At 60.9% G+C, this 19873-nt stretch carries 17 protein-coding genes; 9 read left to right on the top strand and 8 right to left on the bottom strand.

What is annotated here, in order from left to right:
- Position 1 precedes the first annotated feature (1 nt).
- The 4 genes from AB4P92_RS11865 to AB4P92_RS11850 all read left to right on the top strand — a co-directional run bounded on the left by AB4P92_RS11865 (position 2) and on the right by AB4P92_RS11850 (position 4514).
- Positions 2–691 (top strand): tetratricopeptide repeat protein, encoded by a 690-nt coding sequence (locus AB4P92_RS11865; RefSeq protein WP_261736349.1) that lies wholly within the window; start codon positions 2–4, stop codon positions 689–691.
- 10 nt (positions 692–701) lie between these two features.
- Entirely contained in the window at positions 702–974 is a 273-nt protein-coding gene (locus AB4P92_RS11860; RefSeq protein WP_261736350.1) for a DUF3613 domain-containing protein, read from the top strand.
- Positions 975–1443: 469 nt separating this feature from the next.
- Positions 1444–1806 carry a DUF6124 family protein gene (locus AB4P92_RS11855; protein WP_261736351.1) on the top strand — a complete coding sequence of 121 codons (363 nt, stop codon included), beginning with the start codon at positions 1444–1446 and terminating at the stop codon, positions 1804–1806.
- Positions 1807–2108: 302 nt separating this feature from the next.
- Entirely contained in the window at positions 2109–4514 is a 2406-nt protein-coding gene (locus AB4P92_RS11850; RefSeq protein ID WP_395599413.1) for an autotransporter domain-containing protein, read from the top strand.
- A 114-nt stretch (positions 4515–4628) separates the two neighbouring features.
- Here the strand turns inward: AB4P92_RS11850 and AB4P92_RS11845 are convergent, their stop codons facing one another.
- The 4 genes from AB4P92_RS11845 to AB4P92_RS11830 form a co-directional block, all read right to left on the bottom strand.
- Positions 4629–6299, bottom strand: a complete 1671-nt coding sequence (locus tag AB4P92_RS11845) for a ShlB/FhaC/HecB family hemolysin secretion/activation protein (RefSeq protein ID WP_395599412.1) — start codon at positions 6297–6299, stop codon at positions 4629–4631.
- 133 nt (positions 6300–6432) lie between these two features.
- Positions 6433–8022 carry a collagen-like triple helix repeat-containing protein gene (locus tag AB4P92_RS11840; protein WP_395599411.1) on the bottom strand — a complete coding sequence of 530 codons (1590 nt, stop codon included), beginning with the start codon at positions 8020–8022 and terminating at the stop codon, positions 6433–6435.
- A gap of 314 nt (positions 8023–8336) precedes the next feature.
- Positions 8337–9191: a MaoC family dehydratase gene (locus AB4P92_RS11835; RefSeq protein WP_395599410.1), complete on the bottom strand. Its 855-nt coding sequence runs from the start codon at positions 9189–9191 to the stop codon at positions 8337–8339.
- A 2-nt stretch (positions 9192–9193) separates the two neighbouring features.
- On the bottom strand, positions 9194–10546 hold the full coding sequence (locus tag AB4P92_RS11830; protein WP_395599409.1) for a 3-oxoacyl-ACP reductase: 1353 nt from the start codon (positions 10544–10546) through the stop codon (positions 9194–9196).
- 177 nt (positions 10547–10723) lie between these two features.
- Between AB4P92_RS11830 and AB4P92_RS11825 the strand changes: the two genes are divergently transcribed.
- From AB4P92_RS11825 to AB4P92_RS11815, 3 genes are all read left to right on the top strand, one after another.
- Positions 10724–12001, top strand: coding sequence for an acetyl-CoA C-acetyltransferase (locus AB4P92_RS11825; protein WP_047299623.1), 1278 nt, complete (start codon positions 10724–10726; stop codon positions 11999–12001).
- Positions 12002–12257: 256 nt separating this feature from the next.
- Positions 12258–13154 (top strand): PA4780 family RIO1-like protein kinase, encoded by an 897-nt coding sequence (locus AB4P92_RS11820; protein WP_042557508.1) that lies wholly within the window; start codon positions 12258–12260, stop codon positions 13152–13154.
- A 103-nt stretch (positions 13155–13257) separates the two neighbouring features.
- The gene (locus AB4P92_RS11815) at positions 13258–14460 is read left to right on the top strand and encodes an MFS transporter (RefSeq protein WP_395599408.1); all 1203 of its coding nucleotides are present in this window, start codon (positions 13258–13260) and stop codon (positions 14458–14460) included.
- Here AB4P92_RS11815 and cueR read toward each other — a convergent pair.
- The 3 genes from cueR to AB4P92_RS11800 form a co-directional block, all read right to left on the bottom strand.
- Entirely contained in the window at positions 14414–14827 is a 414-nt protein-coding gene (gene cueR, locus AB4P92_RS11810; RefSeq protein WP_047299627.1) for a Cu(I)-responsive transcriptional regulator, read from the bottom strand. The two genes, AB4P92_RS11815 and cueR, sit on opposite strands and share 47 nt — an antisense overlap.
- The gene (locus tag AB4P92_RS11805) at positions 14824–17217 is read right to left on the bottom strand and encodes a heavy metal translocating P-type ATPase (RefSeq protein WP_395599407.1); all 2394 of its coding nucleotides are present in this window, start codon (positions 17215–17217) and stop codon (positions 14824–14826) included. The genes cueR and AB4P92_RS11805 overlap by 4 nt, the downstream gene beginning before the upstream one ends.
- A gap of 190 nt (positions 17218–17407) precedes the next feature.
- The gene (locus AB4P92_RS11800) at positions 17408–17791 is read right to left on the bottom strand and encodes a hypothetical protein (protein WP_042557512.1); all 384 of its coding nucleotides are present in this window, start codon (positions 17789–17791) and stop codon (positions 17408–17410) included.
- Positions 17792–17938: 147 nt separating this feature from the next.
- Between AB4P92_RS11800 and AB4P92_RS11795 the strand changes: the two genes are divergently transcribed.
- Both AB4P92_RS11795 and AB4P92_RS11790 read left to right on the top strand, forming a co-directional pair.
- On the top strand, positions 17939–18136 hold the full coding sequence (locus AB4P92_RS11795; RefSeq protein WP_042557513.1) for a cation transporter: 198 nt from the start codon (positions 17939–17941) through the stop codon (positions 18134–18136).
- 204 nt (positions 18137–18340) lie between these two features.
- Complete coding sequence (locus tag AB4P92_RS11790; protein WP_395599406.1) at positions 18341–19549, top strand: multidrug effflux MFS transporter; 1209 nt, start codon at positions 18341–18343, stop codon at positions 19547–19549.
- Positions 19550–19552: 3 nt separating this feature from the next.
- On the opposite strand, the gene AB4P92_RS11785 is transcribed toward AB4P92_RS11790, so the two are convergent.
- Positions 19553–19726 (bottom strand): hypothetical protein, encoded by a 174-nt coding sequence (locus tag AB4P92_RS11785; RefSeq protein ID WP_164488104.1) that lies wholly within the window; start codon positions 19724–19726, stop codon positions 19553–19555.
- Positions 19727–19873: the final 147 nt, after the last annotated feature.

The raw sequence follows: 19873 nt of genomic DNA, 5'->3' as shown, positions 1-19873 counted from the left end.
GATGAAAGCAATGATTGCAGGTGTCTGTTTGCTGATGCTCGGTGGCTGTGCCAACACCGGGCAAAACCCGTGGCAAGCGCTGACCAGTACCGCCAGTTGCGCCAAGTTGAGTTCCGATCAACAGCTGTCGCTGAACCTTGCCGATGACATGGCCAACGATGGCAAGTTGCACGCCAGCCTCGCCAACCTGCAAAGCCTGCCGGACAACATCGCGGATGTGCGTCTGCGCAAGGCCAAGGCGTATCGCTTGCTCGGTCGCAGCGAGGCCGAGCCTTTGTATCGCAGCCTGCTCGGTTCATGTCTGGCCGCCGAAGCCGAACATGGCTTGGGCCAATTGGCAGCGGCCAGGTCCGACTACGGCCAGGCGCAGGCGCACTTGCAACGCGCCGCACGCCTGGCGCCGACTGACGAAAAAATCCGTAACGATCTGGGGGTGGTTTACCTCAACCAGTTGCGCATTGAAGACGCACGCTTCGAATTCCTCACCGCCATGGAGCTCAAGCAGAGCGATCAGTTGGCGGCGCTGAACCTGGTGACGCTGTTGCTGTATCAGAACGACTGGAACCGCGCCGCCGAACTGGTCAGCCGCCTCGGTCTGAGCCCTGCGCAGTTCAGCGAAGCCCAGGGCCGCGCAGAAAAACTCAAAGTGCCGAGCCCGGCCACCGCCGCCGTCACGGCGATGCTCAAGTAAGGAGACCGCGATGAAAGCTGCCGTTTTGTTTGTTGGCCTGCTGGCACTGCCGCTGACCAGCCACGCCATCGACGCCGGCCCGGCCTCGGCCCAGCAACAGGAAACCGAAGGCTGGCTGCTGCTGCAAAGCCGCAACAAGGTTGCCTCGCCGACGGTGCAAACCCAGACGCCGACCGAGCGTGAACTGGCCATGCAGCGCTGGCTGAAAAGCTACCTGCATGAGATTCCGCAGTATTTCGATCAGGACGAGGGCGGGGAGGTCGACAGCGGTTCGGGGGGCTGATCTGTTCGGCAGGTTCACCGCGTTATCGTTCATCGCTGGCAAGCCAGCTCCCACAGGTTCTGCATCTGTCTTGAAAATGGCATATGACCCTGTGGGAGCGGGCTTGCCCGCGATGAGGCCAGTTCAGCCAACCCGTCATTGTCAGTTGTTTAAACATGTGTGGGATTTTCGGAACCCTCCCACAAGGTTTTCAGGTTGTCCGTCGGACGTGCGCTCACTAGTCTTGGGGTGTCGCTGACGTCTCAGCGATCGGGTGTGGAAACCCGCTTAAGTAGATGCATTGCATCAGCACCGTAATCGTTGCCGACGTCTTCATTCGTCTGCAAACTGCGTCGCGGCGGCTGTGCGTGGGCAGACTTCGGTCTGGCCGGTTGCCTACTTATCGGTTTTCCACCCCGCGTACAGCTGCCACCTTTTTGTCGTGTGGAAACGACAAGAGCTGGCTCCGACAGCCAAGTAGGAGTTGTTAATGGACAAGCTGATTCCCGATCCCCCCCTCGAAACCCCCACCCCACTTGCCGACGCCATCCGCGTCGATGAGCAGACGAAAAACCGCGAAGCCATAAAGCGTGCGCTGGATTTCTACCTCTGCCCCGATCCCGTCAAACCGCGCCAGCCGAGCACGATGTTCCTCGTCAACCCGAGCGTCGATACCGAAAGCCTGCTCGCCCACGCCAGCGAATCACTGGCCAGTGCCAGCGCGGCGGCCAGCAACTTCGCCAATGAACTGAGCGGCTTGCAGCGCAGCACGGTGCTGGGCATCCAGCAGATCATCATGCTCGCCGAACTGGCGGTGAACCGGGCGCTGGATCGGGTCGATCCACAGACCTGATCCCGAGCGAAAACCGCGTCATCGTTCATCGCTGGCAAGCCAGCTCCCACAGGATCCGCGCTGATATGAGGCGGGCGCATGACCTGTGGGAGCGGGCTTGCCCGCGATGAGGCCCGTCAGACAACTTCACACTGACAACATCATCAGGAAATTGGCGCCATCACTTTGACTTTTTGGTGGTGTCGAAATGATGGCTCGTGTACATTCCCCGCGCCCGAAACACAGTTGATTCGGGCGGGTAGGGATGCCTGTTGCAGCGTCGCCCTGCCTGAACGTTATCTTGTTTTGGAAGGGAATCTCGCTTGAACACTTCTTGCCTGCGCCGCTCGTTATTGGCGCTTTCTGTTGCTGCTGCCACTTTCAACGCTCCGGCCGCACGCGCTGTCACGCTCAATTACGATTTGGGCGGCGGGCCGTTGGTCAGCGTCAACCAGACCTATGACTTTCTGAATCTCGTCGGCGTGGCAAACGTCGTTGAGAGCTCGCCGTCGGCCATGACTAGCGCCGCGCAGTTTTCCGGCTCGAGGGTCAACGCGGAAATCATCAACAAGGCAGCGATCACCATTAATGGCGCCACCCAGGGTATCGGGATCGACATAAAGTCAGCGGGCGTGTCTTGGGCAGAGCTGGATTCCAACTTTACGAACCAAGGCTCGGTCACGATCAATGGTCTGGCCAACAGTGGCCAGTCGACGGGCATCGCGGTAAAGGAGATGCCGATCACGGGCAACTTCATCAACAACGGTACGATTACCGTCACCGGCAATAACGCCACTGGCGTTTCGCTGATCGGCGCGACCATGGGTAACGGCGTAATCAACGATGGCGGCGGCTCCATCATCGTCAGCGGTACCAATGCCCGCGGCATTTATATGGAGAACACTTCGCAGTCCATGCCGGTCAGCAACTCCACAACGATCAAGGCCACCGGCAGTGGCGCAGAAGCTCTGACCTTGAACGGTGCGGCATTCGTCCCTAAGCCTGGTGTTACTACCTACAGCATCTACAATCGCGGCATCCTTTCCGGGGAAAGTATTGGCATCCATGTGAGCAACCAACCGGTCGCGCAAGGTCCGCTCAATATCAGCCTCTGGGGCGGTCTGATCGAGGGTGGGACAGCGGCCATTCAAGTGGACGACGGGCAAAGTTACCTGTACTGGCTGGGCGGCGACGTGAAAGGCGACTTGCTGGGGCTGTCCGGGGTTTCGATTGACGGTGATGCCAACTTCGACGGTTCGACGATCAAGGCCGGTTACGTCACTGTTCAAGAAGGCACGCTCACCTTGGCGCAGGCACACACCACTATCATCGGCGATCTGGATATGGAAGAGTCCGACTCGGTGATCGCGATGACGGTCGGCAATGACACGGACATCAATCGGGCAATTCTGACCGTCACCGGCACCACCGATATTGCGCCGGGCGGGCATCTGCAATTACAGGCGCGCTCCAGTGATTTCCGTACGGCAGCCGCAGGCAACCGCTACACCTTGATCAGCTCGGGCAAGCTGATCGGCGGAGAAAATCTGAGCGTGGTGTCATCTTCCGCGTTGCTGGATGTAAAAACCTTTGGCGTCGAAGGCAACGATATCAAGGCGTTGGTCAGCAGCAAGTCGCAGGAAGCCGTGACGGAAAATACTCTGGTTGCCGGCGGCAGCCGCAACGCGGCAACGGCAGTAGGTCGCCTGTCCGGACTTATGTCGCGCATCGACGGACAGGACCCAGTGTTCCAGGCCTTCGCCAATGCTGCCACCGACGCGCAACTGGCGCGTCTGTCCGAACACCTCAGCCCGGATGTCAGCCGTGGTGTGTTACACGCCGCCACCAACAGCCAGACGCTGGTTTCGAGTGTGATCAATGATCGCTCCAGCCATGCGCGAACGGCTGCAGGCGCGCCGGAAAAGGGCGTGTGGCTGCAAGCCCTGAGCAGCGATGCCAATCAGGACGAGCGCCGCGGTGTGTCGGGTTATGACGCCGACAGCCACGGGATTGCCGTGGGTGCCGACGGTCAGTTGAATGCCGACACGACAGTGGGCCTGGCTTACAGCTACCTCGACACCGATGTGAAATCCGACCTCGGCAGCAAGACCAAAGTGACTGGTCATGCGCTGACGATCTACAGCAACTGGGCACATGACAACTGGTTCGTGGACACATCGTTGATGTACGGCTGGAACGACAACGAGTCCAAACGCTACATCGCTGTCACCCGTGCCAAGGGTGATTACGACAGTGACGTATTCGGTGTTAGTGCGCTGGCCGGTTACACACTGCGCTTGATGCCTGACGTCGTGCTTGAGCCGCAGATCGGCGCGCGTTACGCCAACGTCGGGATGGACTCGTATCGCGAGAAAGGCAGTTCGGCCGCTTTGAATGTCGGCAGCCACCGTTATGAAGTCGGCGAGGTGGGCATGGGCGCGCGCCTGGCCGCCGCTTTCGCGGTCGGCGCCGGCAGTCTTGAGCCTGAAGCAAAGCTTATGGCCTGGCATGACGTGATTGGCGACAAGGTCGCCACCCGCTCATCGTTTGTACTGGGTGGCGACTCGTTCACCAGCCGTGGCACCACGCCTGTGCGTGACAGTTATGAACTGGGTCTGGGCGCCAACTACCGGATGGGCGCGTGGAGTGTGGGCGGTTCGTACAACTACGTGATGGCCAGCGGGTTCGATGGTGATGGCTTCACGGCGAAAGTGCGTTACGCGTTCTGATCACCCCAAGACCGCGTCATCGTTCATCGCGAGCAGGCTCACGCCTACATTTGGAATGCGTTCCCCTGTAGGCGTGAGCTTGCTCGCGAAAGCGGTATGAAAAGCGCCGAACACCTACAACTGATAACTGAAGCTGATGCTGTATCGCGGTTTGCGATTGAAGGTGTCCAGTGCCTCATCGGACATCGCCTTCGCCGCCTCCAACGCAATGTTGTAGTACCTGGCGTCACCAAACCTTAACCCGATCGCTGCCGATGACAGGTTGTTGGCCTGCACCGGCAAATCATTGAACCAGCTGCGTGAGCGATCGAGCACTACGTACGGTTGCAGGATGCGCACCCAGTTGCCTTCACGGTTGAAGCTGTAGTTGACCTCGTAAGCCACCCCCCAACCCTTGTCGCCGGACGCCTGGTCATCGGGATAACCGCGACCGAAATTCTGCCCGCCGAACACGGCGCGCTCGCTGTCGGGCAGGGTGTCGTCGCTCCAGTGCAACGCCGCCGACAGCACGCCTTGCCAGTTGTCGAAGAACTTGTCGCTCTGCACGCCGGAGAGTCGCGCGCGGAAGAAGTCCAGGTCGATGTCGTCGGAGTTGGTATGCGCGCCCAGGCTGTCGAAACCCTGATAGACGCCAGCGCTGAGGATGCGCAATTGGCGGGCATCGGCCTTGCGCCAGTCGCCTTCGAAGGCGAGGGCGCGGATGTCGGTGCGAAATTCCGTGCTGAACGGAAAGTTGATGCCGTCGTAGCGGGTCTTGTCGTCGACCGCGTACAGGCGCGAGCCGGCAGTCAGCAGTTCGTTGGCGGAGGCAATCAACGGCACGCTGAAGCCGATCGAGTAACGGTCGTTTTCGCGGTGGGTATCGAGGCGGCCGCCATTGTTGACCAGCACCTCGGTGCCGGGGTCGGCGCGATAGCGCGAGGCCGACAGATTCAGTTGTGTGCCTTCAGCATCTAGGAACTGGCTGTAGTCGAGGCGATAGTAACGTTCGTGGTCATCCCCCGGCGGGAACAGGCCGCTGAGGGTCAGTTGCTCGCCCATGGACGTCTGCGAATTGCTGCTGACACCGAGCAACGCTTGCGTGCCGTTACGGTTGTTTTCGGTGGCGCTCAGCGTGCTGGTGAACGGTTTGCGGCTGGCCTCGGCGATCAGCGTCGTCGCGCCGTCAGTGGTGCCGGGCGGCGGCACCTGGGCCTGAATCGTCACGCCGGGGATGCGCGTCATCAGCGTGGTGTAGCGCTCGAAGGTCTTGCGGGTCAGCGGCCGTTCGGCCTGGATTTTCGCCGCCAGTTTGTCGAGCAGGCCTTTGACCCGACCGACATCGCCCTGCATCTGCACATCGCGAACGTAGCCTTCGACCAGCACCACTCGCGCCACGCCGTCGTCGAAATTCTGTTGCGGCAGGAAGGCGTAGGACAACAGATAGCCGTCCTTTTGATAGCGTCGGGTGATGTTGCGCGTGGCTTCGATCAGGTCGGCCAGGCTGGTCTGGCGACCGATCAGCGGCTTGTAGACTTCGGCCAGTTCGTTGAGCGGATAAATCGTCCCGCCTTCGATCTGCACGGTCCTCAGATTGACTTTGGTCTCCATCAGCAACGGTTGCTCGGTGGCTGCGCCGGGGTCAGGCACTTGCAGCGGCGCGGCGCTCGGACGATAGGCGTCCGCCGGAAGATTCGGCACGGGCAGGTTGCGGGTGGTTTCGTTGCTATTGAGAAAGCTGGGCAGGGTGTCGGCGAGAGCGGCGGAACTGAGACTGAGGAACAGCAGGGATGCCATAACGCGCATAGGACACTCCATGGTCAGAACACAGCAAGGGGCTGGTTTTTCCTAAGAAAAAAGCGGAAGACTCGTGGGAATCTTCCGCCCTCAACCAAGCGTAGGCGCTGTAGGTAAGGCCGTCGAATCGGCCAGGTGCAATTTAGCGTTTATTGCCTCCCAGAGCGCCGGTCAAACCACCGAGCACACCGCCCAGCCCACCACTTGTGGTGCCGCCGGTGGTGCCTGCACCGGCACCGCCATTGACCAGCCCACCGACGGCGCCGACGGTAGCCCCCACGTTGTTGACCAGACCTCCGACGGCTGTAGTAACCGGGTTGTTGGTGGCAGCGATTGTGTTGCCGATGTTGCTGACTGCGCCGCCGACCTGGGTGGTGAGACCGGCCACAGGTGCGCCGATACCGGTGGCTGCGCCGAGTTGCTGCGTGACGTTGGTGACGCCGCTGGTGGCTGGATTCAGAGCTTGCCCCAGTGTGCCGCCAACGGTAGCCAATGCTGAAGTCGGAGCGGTGATCGGTGTGCCCGATCCGCCCAGTGCAGTGTTGAGCGAAGCGATGGTATTACCCAGGCCACCAGCGGTGACTCCACCTGCACTGATCACGCCGCTGGTGCTGCCGGCATTCAAGCCTGCGCCGACGTTGACCACTGCGCCGCCGACGGTTTGCAGCAGGCCTGTGCCACCGAGACCGCCACCGACACCACCAATTCCGCCGGTGCCTGAACCCGTGCCGTTGGACACCAGCCCACCGGCCTTGCCGACGGCTGTGCCGGTATTGCTCAGCGCACCGCCCAGTGTGTTGGTCAAGGCATTGCCGTTACCGGCATCCGTGACCTTGCCACCGAGGCTATTTACCGCACCGCCGACTTTTGCAACCACTCCTTTGAGTGGGTCGCCAAGACCTGTGGCATCACCGATTTTGTCAGTTGTGCTTTCAACCATGGCAATCACCGGTACCAGTTTGCCGCCGACCGCGTCGGTCAGCTTGCCGGTCGGTCCATTGGTCAACGTGGTGGTGAGCGTATCGCCAAGCATGGTGACTTTCTCGCCGACGCCATCGACCAGTGGAGCCACTTTGGTGACTACGCCGCCAACCACCGGGACGCGATTGGTTGCGGTCGCCAGTTTGCCGCTGAGGTCGGACACGCCGTCGCCGACATCCTGCACCACGCCACCCACCGAAGAGACGGTGGTGGTTAGGCCTTTTGGGTCAGTCGCCAATTTACCGATGCCGTTGGTTACGCCATCGCCCAAGGTGCTGACGACGTTGCCAGCGGTGTTGGCTGCGCTCTGCACCACACCACCGACCACAGGCACGCCACTCAGGGAGTCGCCAATCTGGCCTACACCATCGCCGACACCGCTGACGGTCTTACCGACGTCCTGCACAAGTGTGGTGGTCACCAGCGCTGGGGGTGGATTAGTCGGGTTGGTTGGATCTGTCGGGTTGGTTGGATTGGTTGGATCGGTCGGGTTCGTCGGATTGGTCGGATTGGTTGGGTCAGTGCCGCCGGTGCCACCCGTTCCCCCTGTACCGCCTGTTCCTGCAGTATCACCGGTTCCGCCTGTTCCACCCGTTCCACCAGTCCCATCGGTGCCGGCGGTGCTGTCCGAAGAAGAGCTGCCGGGAGTGCTCTTGTGACCGCCACCGCCGCTGCTGCAACCGGTGAGGCCGAGGGAAAGCATCAATGCCAGAGCGATTGCCGATTTGCACCACACGTTTTGAGTTTTCATGATCGTATTCCTTGCACCAGTCACAACGTTCGTTGTCTTCGATGGCTCGCCGATCTGCTGTCGGTGATGCCTCGTCCGTTGTGTCAATCTCAGTCCGGGGGCAGGGTTCGCACCATTCTCAAGTTGGTATTAACGCCTTTATATATAAGGTGCTGTTCAGCGCCTAAGGACTAATACCCACGATATAAACGCACAAAAAAAAGCCTTGAAAATCAAGGCTGGGGATTTGTCGGAAAGGGGGGCGAAGCGCGGAAAAACTTAAGTGATATATACACAATTTACAGGCTTGCCCCCCGACACGATCGAAGTGGCATTCAGGCAGTCGGCTGCCAATTACCCACCATGTGCTCAAGGTCCCCCGCGCCCACCAGTCGCAATTGGCCGCTGGACCCTGCCTCGCTCGCGAGCAATGTCACTTCACTCGGCAATCGCACCGGTTTGCGAAAGTGCACGGTGACTTCGAAATTGGCCTTGGGCAAATGATCCGCCAATGCCGCGAGTGTGCGTGCCTTGTTCCACAAACCATGGGCAATGGCCGTGGGGAAACCGAACAGCTTGGCGCTGGCCGCACTCAAGTGAATCGGGTTGTAGTCACCGGACACCTTGGCGTAGTGCCGGCCGATGTCTGCCGGTGCCTTCCAGTGCGTCACTTCAGTCAGCGCTTGCGACGGTTCCCAATGTTGCTCGACGGCCTCACCGTCGAGTTTCACACTGCGACAGAGCATCTGGCTTTCGGCTTCCCACAGCGGTCCGAGCTGATCGTCCAGGGTGGTCAACAGATCGAACGTCGCCCCCTTGGGATGCGGCTGCAGGTTATGTACGCGCACGCTGACTTGCGCCCGACTGATCCCGCCCATTGGCCGCAGCACGCGAATGCGGTTGCTCAAATGAATCAACCCCAGCAGGGGAAACGGAAAGTCCTTGGCCGTCAGCAATTGCATCTGCAAGGCAAACGCGAGGATGTGTGGATAAGTCGGCGGCAGCAGCCCATCGTCGTTAAAACCGCAGACCTTGCGATAGTCCGCCAGCCGTTTGCCGTCGACATCGATCCAGCAGCGCAAACCACTGTCGGGCAGTTTCGTACCGGTGATTTTGCGTCGTGTCGCGGCCCGCGCGTACAGCCCGGGCAGACTCGGTTCGCGGTCCAGCGTGTGCCATTCGATGCTCATGCCTATGCCCCCAGAACACTTTGCCCACAGACGCGCAGCGCCTGCCCGGTGAACGCGCCGGTGCCCGGTTGCGCCAGCCACGCCACGGCTTCGGCGACGTCCTGCGGCAAGCCGCCCTGGCCCAGCGAGCTCATGCGTCGGCCGGCTTCACGCAGGCCAAACGGGATGTGTGCGGTCATCTGGGTTTCGATAAAACCCGGGGCCACGGCGTTGATGCTGATGCCGCGCTCCTGCAACGTCGGTGCCCAGGCCTGCGCAAGACCGATCAAACCGGCCTTGCTCGCGGCATAGTTGGTTTGCCCGCGATTACCTGCGATGCCGCTGATCGAGGCCAGCAGGACCACCCGCGCATCGTCATGCAAGGTGCCGCTGTCGAGCAGGGCCTTGGTCAGTACTTGCGGGGCGTTGAGGTTGACCGCCAGCACCGCGTCCCAGAATTCCGGGGTCATGTTCGCCAGGGTCTTGTCGCGGGTGATCCCGGCGTTGTGCACCAGAATGTCGAGGCCGTCCGGCAACTGTTCGATCAACTGCGCGGCGGCGTCTTCGGCGCAGATATCGAGGGTGATACTGCGAGCACCCAGGCGTGCGGCGAGGGCTTCCAGATCGGACTTGGCCGGTGGCACGTCGAGCAGGATGACGTCAGCGCCATCGCGCGCGAGGGTCTCGGCAATCGATGCGCCAATACCGCGCGCCGCACCGGTGACCAACGCCTTGCGCCCGGCGAGTGGCCGCGTCCAGTCGGTCACCTGTTTTTCGCATGCGGTCAGGCGAATCACTTGCCCGGAGACAAAGGCGCTTTTGGGCGAAAGGAAAAATCGCAGCGGCCCTTCCAGTTGATCCTCGGCGCCTTCGCCGACATAGATCAGTTGCAGCGTGCCGCCGCTGCGCAATTCCTTGGCCAGCGAACGGGAGAAACCTTCCAGTGCACGTTGGGCGCTGGCCGCGAACGGATCGCGCAAGCCTTCCGGCGCCCGGCCAAGAATGACCAGATGGGCGCTGTGCTCAAGGTTTTTCATCAGGGGCTGGAAGAACTCGCGCAGCTGTTTGAGCTGGTCGGTGTGCTGCAAGTCACTGGCGTCGAACACCACGGCTTTGAGTTTTGGGCCAAGGCCCGGAATCCACTCAGTGGCCTTCGCCGGTTGCTCGCCGTAACGGTAAATCCCCTCGGTCAGACGGTTGGCGAAAGCACTGATGCGTTCCGCTAGCGGGCCACCCCCGATCAGCAGCGCACCGTCCACCGGCCGCAGGCGCCCGGCCTGCCAGCGTTCCAGTCGCACCGGCGACGGCAGGCCCAAAGCCCCGACCAGGCGATGGCCGATGGACGAGTTGGCGAAGTCGATATAGCGGTCAGACATGGAACGCTCTCCAGAAGTTGGGGTTCAAAGTGTGGACTGCCCAAGGCAATCAATCGTTCGATCCACGCAATAAGGCCTACGCTAGAACAGCAGAGTAGACCAACGCCTCTGTAAGAGCTGGCATGCCAGCTCTTACAGAGGGCTATGTGAATCTGGAAATCCAGACAGGAGCTTTTCATGAGTCAGCTGCGCCGCGTCGCGATCATCGGCGGTAACCGTATTCCTTTCGCCCGTTCCAATGGCCCTTATGCCGCGGCCAGTAATCAGGCGATGCTCACCGCAGCCCTCGAAGGCCTGATCGAACGCTACAACCTGCACGGCCAGCGCATTGGCGAAGTGGTGGCGGGCGCGGTGCTTAAATTGTCACGGGATATGAATCTGACCCGCGAATGCGTGCTCGGCTCACGCTTGTCACCAGCCACCCCGGCCTATGACATCCAGCAAGCCTGCGGCACGGGGCTCGAAGCGGCGTTGCTGGTGGCCAATAAAATCGCCATCGGCCAGATCGATTGCGGCATTGCCGGCGGTGTCGACACCACTTCCGACGCGCCGATCAGCGTCAGCGAAGGCCTGCGCAAAATCCTCCTGCAAGCCAACCGCGCGAAGACCACCGGCGAAAAACTGAAAACGTTTCTGCAACTGCGCCCGCAACACCTGATCCCGGAGTTTCCGCGCAATGGCGAAGCGCGCACGGGCCTGTCGATGGGCCAACACTGCGAGTTGATGGCGCAGACCTGGAATATTGCTCGCGAAGATCAAGATCAGTTGGCCCTAGAAAGTCATCACAAACTGGCCGCGTCTTATGGTGAAGGCTGGCACAACGATCTGATGACGCCGTTCCTCGGCCTGACCCGTGACAACAACCTGCGCCCGGACCTGACCCTGGAAAAACTCGCCGCGCTGAAACCGGCGTTCGAAAAAAGCGCCAAAGGCACGCTGACGGCGGGTAATTCCACACCCCTCACGGACGGTGCGTCGGTGGTGCTGCTTGGCAGTGAGGAATGGGCGAAGGAGCGTGGTTTGCCGATCCTGGCCTACCTGCGCGATGGCGAAGCGGCGGCGGTGGACTTCGTCAACGGTGCCGAAGGCCTGCTGATGGCGCCGGTCTACGCGGTACCCCGGTTGCTGGCGCGCAACGGCCTGAGCTTGCAGGATTTCGACTATTACGAAATTCATGAGGCGTTCGCCGCGCAGGTTTTGTGTACGCTCAAGGCCTGGGAAGATCCCGAGTACTGCAAAACCCGTCTGGGGCTCGATGCGCCGCTGGGTTCTATCGACCGCAGTCGCCTCAACGTCAAAGGCAGCTCACTGGCGGCGGGGCATCCGTTTGCCGCAACCGGCGGGCGAATTGTCGCGAATCTGGCGAAGTTGCTGGATGCGGCGGGGCAGGGAAGGGGGTTGATTTCGATCTGCGCGGCGGGGGGGCAAGGTGTTACTGCGATTATTGAGCGCTAGAAGAGCCCCTCACCCTAGCTCTCTTCCTCCGGGAGAGGGCTTGAACACGCGATGTCAGATTCTGTCGCAAATGCCCTCAACACCGTTTACCAACATTTACCACCGGCTCAGCTATGATTCGCTGCGGTCGATTTTTCGGCACAGTGTGTGCATTCATGAGGTTCACAGGTCGGCAACCCCTCCCCGAAGCGCGAGGATTGCCGTATAACGAGTGACATTCGCGTGTTTGGTAATAAAGGACCCACAATAAAAGCTGATGAAGACTCCAAAACGCATTGAACCCCTGATCGAGGACGGTCTGGTCGACGAAGTGCTGCGCCCACTGATGAGTGGTAAAGAAGCAGCTGTTTATGTGGTGCGCTGCGGCAATCAGTTACGTTGCGCAAAGGTCTACAAGGAGGCGAACAAACGCAGTTTCCGCCAGGCGTCCGAGTATCAGGAAGGTCGCAAGGTTCGCAACAGCCGACAGGCTCGAGCGATGGCCAAAGGCTCGAAGTTCGGCAAGAAAGAAACCGAAGACGCCTGGCAGAACGCTGAGGTCGCCGCGCTGTTCCGGCTGGCTGGCGCTGGCGTTCGGGTTCCGCAACCGTACGACTTCCTTGAAGGCGTTCTGTTGATGGAGCTGGTGGCCGACGAGTACGGCGATGCCGCGCCGCGTCTGAACGACGTGGTGCTGGAGCCGGATCAGGCGCGTGAGTATCACGCGTTCCTGATTTCGCAGATCGTGCTGATGTTGTGTACCGGTCTGGTGCACGGTGACCTCTCGGAGTTCAACGTGCTGCTGACGCCAACCGGCCCGGTGATCATCGATCTGCCGCAGGCAGTGGACGCGGCGGGAAACAACCACGCGTTCAGCATGCTCGAGCGTGACGTTGGCAACATGGCTTCGTACTTCGGTCGCTTTGCCCCGGAGTTGAAGAAGACCAAATACGCCAAGGAAATGTGGGCGTTGTACGAAGCCGGCACCTTGCACCCGGCCAGCGTGCTGACCGGTGAGTTCGACGATCCGGAAGAGCAGGCGGATGTTGGCGGCATTCTGCGCGAGATCGAAGCGGCGCGACTCGATGAGGAGCGCAAGCAAGCGATTCGTGCGGCGGATGACGAGCCGAAGGGCAAGTCGGACGAGCCACCGCCTCCCCCGTGGATGCAGTGATTGCTTGAACAGAAACCCGGTTTCGGCCGGGTTTTTTGTGCCCGATACATTCCCATAAGCAACCACAAACATATTTGATGCTGCTGACCTACAAGGATCGTATGTGAACGCCAACACCCGCTTCATCATCACGGCCCGGCTGATCTCCGATTTCGGCGCCTTCCTCAACATGGTGGCGCTGGCTACCTACGTCTATCTGCTCAGCAACAGCGCCATGAGCGTGGGGATTTTCCTTGCGAGCCGCGTGGGGGGCGGGATTTTTGCCAGTCTGATCGGCACGCGTTTTTATAGACGCTGGAGCGGCCGTCTGCCGCTGATCGCGTTTGATCTGTTACGCGCCGGCGTGCTCGGATTGTTGCTGATCGTGCCGGTCAGTCAGCAAGCGCTGCTGTTGCCGGTGATCGCCTTCGCTCTGGGCCTGGGCAATTCGATGTTTGCCATCGGTCTCAACAGTCAGTTACCACGGCTGATCGAGCCGTCGCAGTTGCTGAAGACCAACGCCTGGATCACCTCGGCTTCTTCCGCAGCCATGGTCGGTGGCAGTCTGGTCTCGGGGTTGCTGGTGGCGGGGTTTGGTTTCGAAACGGTATTTGCCCTGAACGCGCTGACCTGTTTGCTGGCGGCGTTGATGATTGTGCCGCTGCGTTTCGCACCTGCGACTGTCAATCCAGCGCCCGAGCGCGGCGAGTGGTCGGCCCTCAAGCAAGGTTTGCGCAGTGCTCCGGTGATTGCGGCGATGCTCGCAGTGACAATGGCCGACACCTTGGGCAGCGCCGCGCATAACGTCGGATTCCCGATCATTTCCAAACTGCTGTCACCGGATTCAGCGAGCACAACCCTGGGCCTGATGCTGGCGGTGTGGGCCAGTGGCAAACTGCTCGGCGCGCGGATCGCCAGTCGTTTGAAAGGCTCGGACAACATTCATCTGGAGCGTCGGTTTTTCTTCGGGGTGGCGTTGATGTCCTGCGGTTTTATCCTGATGTTCCAGCAACACAGCCTGTATGGACTGCTGTTGTTTTCGTTGCCGGCGGGGCTGGGTGACGGCTTCTCCGAGGTTGGTCTGATGTCGCGCCTGCAACGCGAGCCCGAGCATTTGCGCCTGCCGATTTTCAGCTTTTTGACGTTACTGCAGATGACCGGGTTCGGCGTCGGCATGCTGATCGCCGCACCGTTTTACGCATGGTGGACGCCGGGTGCCGTGGTCATGTTGTTCCACGGCATTCCACTCGGCACGTTGCTGACGGTGAAGGGGCTGGCGCTCAGGCGCGGGCGGGTTGCGCGCAGCAGCCCGACGCCAGTTCCTTGAGGATCGGGCAGTCGGGGCGATGATCGCCCTGACAGTGCTCGACCAGGTCCTGCAACGTGTCGCGCAACTGGCCGAGTTCGCGGATCTTCTGGTTCAGTTCGTCGATGTGCTGACGCGCCAGCGCCTTCACATCGGCGCTGGCTCGTTGACGATCCTGCCAGAGCGTCAGTAGCTTGCCGACTTCTTCCAGTGAAAAACCGAGGTCTCGCGAACGCTTGATGAAGGCCAGTGTGTGCAAGTCATCAGCGCCGTAGACCCGGTAGCCGCTGTCGGTGCGATGGGCCGCTTTGAGCAGGCCGGTCGACTCGTAATAGCGAATCATTTTCGCGCTCAGGCCACTTTGCCGGGCCGCTTGGCCGATGTTCATCGATGCTCCTCCAGATCCTTGGGTTTCCAGGTTTTCAACAGTAGCGCATTGCTCACTACGCTGACGCTCGACAGTGCCATCGCCGCGCCGGCCAGCACCGGGTTGAGAAAGCCGAACGCCGCCAGCGGAATGCCGATCAGGTTGTAGACGAAGGCCCAGAACAGGTTCTGGCGAATCTTCGCGTAAGTCTTGCGGCTGATTTCCAGTGCCGCCGGCACCAGCCGTGGATCACCGCGCATCAGCGTTATTCCCGCCGCGTGCATGGCGACGTCGGTGCCGCCGCCCATGGCAATGCCGATGTCGGCCGCCGCGAGTGCCGGGGCGTCGTTGATACCATCGCCGACCATGGCCACGACGCCGGTTTTTTTCAGTTCGGTGACGGTGGCGGCTTTGTCGGCAGGCAGAACTTCGGCGTGGACGTTGTCGATGCCCAAAGCCTCAGCCACCACGCGCGCGCTGCCCCGGTTATCGCCGGTCAGCAAATGGCTGTGGATATTCCGTGCGGCCAGTTGTTGCACCGCCTCCAGCGCACCGGGCTTCAAGGTGTCACCGAACGCGAACAAGCCAAGTACACGGGGCTCGGGGCTTTGTTCGATCAGCCACGAAAGCGTACGGCCCTCGGCTTCCCAGGTCTTCGCTGACTCAGCCAGGTCACCTGCGCTCAGGCCACTTTCTTCGAGCATTCGCCGATTGCCCAATGCCAGACGCCGACCGTCGAGATTGCCGGCAATGCCGCGACCGGTCAGCGACTGGCTATCGCTGACGTCCGGCACGCTCAAGTCGCGTTCAGCGGCGGCGTCGAGCACCGCTTTGGCCAACGGGTGTTCACTGCCGCGTTGCAGGGCGCCGGCCAGTTGCAGCAGATTATCTTCATGACCGTCGACGGCACTGAAGTGCGCGATGCGCGGCGTGCCGGAGGTCAGCGTGCCGGTTTTGTCGAACACCACGCTGCTGACTTCATGGGCGCGTTCCAGGGCTTCGGCGTCCTTGATCAGAATGCCGTGGCGCGCCGCCACGCCGGTGCCGGCCATGATCGCGGTGGGTGTGGCGAGGCCGAGGGCGCAGGGGCAGGCGATCACCAATACCGCGACGGCGTTGATCAGCGCTGTCTCCAACGGCGCGCCGTACAGCCACCAGCCGACCAGTGTCGCCAAGGCCAATAACAGCACGGTCGGGACGAACACCTGGCTGACTTTATCCACCAGTTTCTGGATCGGTGCTTTCGCCGCTTGGGCGTCTTCTACCAGGCGAATGATGCGCGCCAGCACGCTTTCTGCGCCGAGGGCGGTGGTGCGCACCAGCAGCCGGCCTTCACCGTTGATGGCGCCGCCGGTAACGTTGTCCCCGGGCTGTTTCGGCACCGGCAGGCTCTCGCCGCTGATCAAGGCTTCGTCAGCGTGGCTTTGGCCTTCCAGCACTTCGCCGTCGACCGGGAAGCGCTCGCCGGGTTTGACCAACACCCGATCGTTGAGGCGCAGCGCGCTAATGGCGACATCCTGTTCGCGGCCGTCAATCACTTGAATCGCCCGCTCCGGACGCAAAGCCTCGAGGGCGCGGATGGCGCTGGCGGTCTGGCGTTTGGCGCGGCTTTCAAGATATTTGCCGAGCAGGACCAGCGCGATGACCACCGCCGACGCTTCGAAATACAGGTGCGGCATGCGCCCGGCGGCGGTAGCCCATTCGTAGAGACTCAAACCGTAACCGGCGCTGGTGCCGAGGGCTACGAGCAAGTCCATGTTGCCGGCCCCGGCGCGCACGGCTTTCCACGCCGCCACGTAAAACCGCGCGCCGAAGATGAATTGCACGGGGGTGGCGAGGGCAAACTGCGCCCAGGCCGGGAGCATCCAATGGATGCCGAACGGTTGCAGCAACATCGGCAATACCAGCGGCAAGGCCAGGGCGATGGCGCAGATCAGTGCCCAGCGCTCACGTTGCAGACGCTGTTGCTGGTTATCGCTTTGAGGGTGTTCGGCTTGCCAGACGCTGGCGGCGTAACCGGCCTTGCTCACCGCGTCGAGCAGGACCTGCGGATCGATTTGACCGAGCAACTGGAGGTGAGCGCGTTCGTTGGCCAGATTGACGCTGACGCTTTTCACCCCGGGGACTTTGTTCAGTGCGCGCTCGACACGACCGACGCAGGACGCGCAGGTCATGCCGTCGATGCTCAATTCGAGAGTCTGTTGCGGCACGCTGTAACCGGCACGTTCAACGGCGTCCATCAACGCTGGCAGACTGTCCCCGGGCGCCTTCACGCGGGCCTGTTCGGTGGCGAGGTTGACGCTGACGGCACTGGCGCCGCTGACTTTACTCAAGGCCCGCTCGACACGCCCGGCGCAACTGGCGCAGGTCATGCCGGCAATCGGCAGATCGAAAGTGATTGATTCGGACATCGTTCACGCTCCCTGTAGAAGTTGCCTACAGGATCAACCTTGCCATGCGGGCAAGGTCAAGCGCCAATCTTGATGTGGTCGCAAAACCAAAATGTGGGAGCGAGCCTGCTCGCGAAGGCGTCATGTCAGTCAATATCGTGCTGCATGACACACCGCTATCGCGAGCAGGCTCGCTCCCACATGAGTTTGCTTAGTAACCGAGGTCGGCGCGCTTGAGGTACATACCTTCCTGCGTCATCGCGATTCGATACTTCTGGATTTCACCGGACTGCAATTTGATTTCCTGCGAGCCCGGCGCCAGCAATCCCGGACTGCAACCGACGACTTGCCCCGGCAGCAATTTCAGGCGCAACGACACGGTGCCTGGCGGCAGGTTGAACGAGGCACTTTGTTCCTGGAACAGCCGCGCCGACAGTTGATCCTGGATGTACACGCCGATTTCGCAGGAGGTCGCTACTTCAAGACGCTCGCGGGAAATGATCAGCACGCCATAGTCCTCACCTGCGGCGTGCACCGAAGGGATGGCGGCAAAGAGGCCGAGAAAGCCCAACAGGCTGAAAGCTGACCAGCGCATGGCTGAATCTCCTGAATTCATATCATTGATGGATGCAGCTTGGCCGAGCGCGACGCCGATTGCCAGCCCGGCAGTTTATTCAAGAACTTGACCTTGCCATCGTGGCAAGCTCGAAACTGCCGGCAATCTCACTGAAGGAGTCATCCCATGCAAGTGTTCAATGTTCAAGGCATGTCCTGCGGTCACTGCGTCAAAGCCGTCACTCAAGCCGTCCAGGCAAAGGATCCGGCGGCCAGTGTGCGCGTTGACCTGGCCGCAAAAGAGGTCGGCGTCGAAAGTACATTGAGTGCCGAGCAGGTCATCGAGATCATCAGCGAGGAAGGTTACGCGGTAAAACTCGCCTGATTGTTCTTAACTGAAAAAAGCCAAAGATCGCAGCCTTCGGCAACTCCTACAAGAGCAAAGCAAATCCCTGTAGGAGCTGCCGAAGGCTGCGATCTCTTGATCTTCTGATCCTCGGTTTTTAATTGTTAGCCAGCTATCGGAATGTTCAAGGCGTCCATGCCCGGCTAGACTGTCGGGCTGCCGACCTGCCAACGTGGATGCCTGATGAACTTTCGTACCATTCTGATTCTCGGAGCCCTGACCGCTTTCGGTCCGTTGGCGATCGACTTCTATTTACCTGCATTTCCGTCCATGGCGCTCGCGTTCGGCACCGACGAGAAACATGTGCAGATGACGTTGGCAGCGTATTTTCTCGGTCTGTCCATCGGCCAGCTGGCTTACGGCCCGGTGGCAGATCGCTTCGGTCGACGGGTTCCGTTGCTCATAGGTCTGACGCTGTTCACGCTGGCATCACTGGCCTGCGCTTATGCACCGAACCTGGAATGGCTGATCGGCGCACGTTTCGTGCAGGCGTTGGGCGGTTGTGCAGGGATGGTGATCGGCCGGGCGGTGGTCAGCGATAAATGCGACGCCGTGGACTCGGCAAAAGTCTTCTCGCAGTTGATGCTGGTGATGGGCCTGGCGCCGATACTGGCGCCGATGCTCGGCGGGCTGTTGGTCAACACCACGGGTTGGCAGTCGATCTTTTTGGTGCTGACCGGGTTCAGCGCGTTGGCAGGTCTGGCCGTGGCGCTCGGTCTGCCGGAAAGTATGCCCGCGGACATGCCGCGCCAGCCGCTGTCCGGTGCACTGCGCCAGTATGGACGGCTGCTGAAGGATCGGGTTTACCTCGGCCATGCCTTGACCGGCGGCATCGCCATCGCCGGAATGTTCGCTTACATTGCCGGCTCACCGTTCATCTTCATCAAACTGTATGGCGTCCCGGCCGAGCATTTCGGCTGGCTGTTCGGTACGAACGCGGCGGGGTTCATTCTGGTGGCGCAGGTCAATGCGCGGTTGTTGGCCAAGCGTGGCCCGGCGTTTCTGCTGTCGCGTGCGGTCTGGGTTTACCTGGCTGCCGGGCTGACATTGCTGGCCGTCAGCACCTTGAACACCAATGCGCTTTGGCCGTTGCTGATTCCATTGTTCATCTGCGTGTCCAGCCTCGGCTGCATCAGTCCCAACGCGGCCGCCTGCGCGATGAACGGACAGGGCGCGCGCGCCGGCAGCGCGTCAGCGTTGCTCGGTTGCATGCAATTCAGTGTCGCGGCCGGCGCCTCGTCACTGGTGGGGATATTGCACGATGGCACAGCCGTGCCGATGGCTATCGTCATCAGCATGTGCGGTTTTCTGGTGGTGAGCGTCGCGATGCTCACCCGACGTCTGCAAAATGCCCGAGCCCGAGCCTTGGCTCAGGCCCAAGCCGAGGCTTGAACCTCAGCCGGCCGCGCGTTGCTGGCCTTGATCGGGAATCTTGTGGGGCGCGCAGAGTCGCGCTTCGAGGGTGCGAGTGAAGGCCAGCGCTTCGGCCTCACTGCGGAATGTCACGGCGTGCTGGTCGAGTCGAACCTGCCATTGAGACTTTGCCACTTCTTTTATCAGGATCTTCATTGCTGACCTCCCTTGCGTAAAAGATGTATCGCAGAGGCTTCGATTGTAGACCTGAATAGGATCGCAATTGTGACAACGGTCAAGCATCTGACTGACGGCAAAAGAAGATCGCAGCCTTGCAGGAGCTACCTCAGGCTGCGATCTTCC

It is taken from the genome of Pseudomonas sp. A0308, from assembly GCF_044218815.1.
GTDB classification, from domain to species: Bacteria; Pseudomonadota; Gammaproteobacteria; order Pseudomonadales; family Pseudomonadaceae; genus Aquipseudomonas; species Aquipseudomonas iridis.
This window is presented reverse-complemented; position numbering and strand designations above follow the sequence as displayed.

Excerpts from the sequence above, each read along its gene's own strand:
- AB4P92_RS11840 (WP_395599411.1), bottom strand. The coding sequence starts at position 8,022 with ATGAAAACTCAAAACGTGTGGTGCAAATCGGCAATCGCTCTGGCATTG.
- AB4P92_RS11795 (WP_042557513.1), top strand. The coding sequence starts at position 17,939 with ATGCAAGTGTTCAATGTTCAAGGCATGTCCTGCGGTCACTGCGTCAAA.
- AB4P92_RS11800 (WP_042557512.1), bottom strand. The coding sequence starts at position 17,791 with ATGCGCTGGTCAGCTTTCAGCCTGTTGGGCTTTCTCGGCCTCTTTGCC.
- AB4P92_RS11830 (WP_395599409.1), bottom strand. The coding sequence starts at position 10,546 with ATGTCTGACCGCTATATCGACTTCGCCAACTCGTCCATCGGCCATCGC.
- AB4P92_RS11835 (WP_395599410.1), bottom strand. The coding sequence starts at position 9,191 with ATGAGCATCGAATGGCACACGCTGGACCGCGAACCGAGTCTGCCCGGG.
- AB4P92_RS11805 (WP_395599407.1), bottom strand. The coding sequence starts at position 17,217 with ATGTCCGAATCAATCACTTTCGATCTGCCGATTGCCGGCATGACCTGC.
- AB4P92_RS11790 (WP_395599406.1), top strand. The coding sequence starts at position 18,341 with ATGAACTTTCGTACCATTCTGATTCTCGGAGCCCTGACCGCTTTCGGT.
- AB4P92_RS11845 (WP_395599412.1), bottom strand. The coding sequence starts at position 6,299 with ATGCGCGTTATGGCATCCCTGCTGTTCCTCAGTCTCAGTTCCGCCGCT.
- cueR (WP_047299627.1), bottom strand. The coding sequence starts at position 14,827 with ATGAACATCGGCCAAGCGGCCCGGCAAAGTGGCCTGAGCGCGAAAATG.
- AB4P92_RS11825 (WP_047299623.1), top strand. The coding sequence starts at position 10,724 with ATGAGTCAGCTGCGCCGCGTCGCGATCATCGGCGGTAACCGTATTCCT.
- AB4P92_RS11785 (WP_164488104.1), bottom strand. The coding sequence starts at position 19,726 with ATGAAGATCCTGATAAAAGAAGTGGCAAAGTCTCAATGGCAGGTTCGA.
- AB4P92_RS11855 (WP_261736351.1), top strand. The coding sequence starts at position 1,444 with ATGGACAAGCTGATTCCCGATCCCCCCCTCGAAACCCCCACCCCACTT.
- AB4P92_RS11865 (WP_261736349.1), top strand. The coding sequence starts at position 2 with ATGAAAGCAATGATTGCAGGTGTCTGTTTGCTGATGCTCGGTGGCTGT.
- AB4P92_RS11820 (WP_042557508.1), top strand. The coding sequence starts at position 12,258 with ATGAAGACTCCAAAACGCATTGAACCCCTGATCGAGGACGGTCTGGTC.
- AB4P92_RS11860 (WP_261736350.1), top strand. The coding sequence starts at position 702 with ATGAAAGCTGCCGTTTTGTTTGTTGGCCTGCTGGCACTGCCGCTGACC.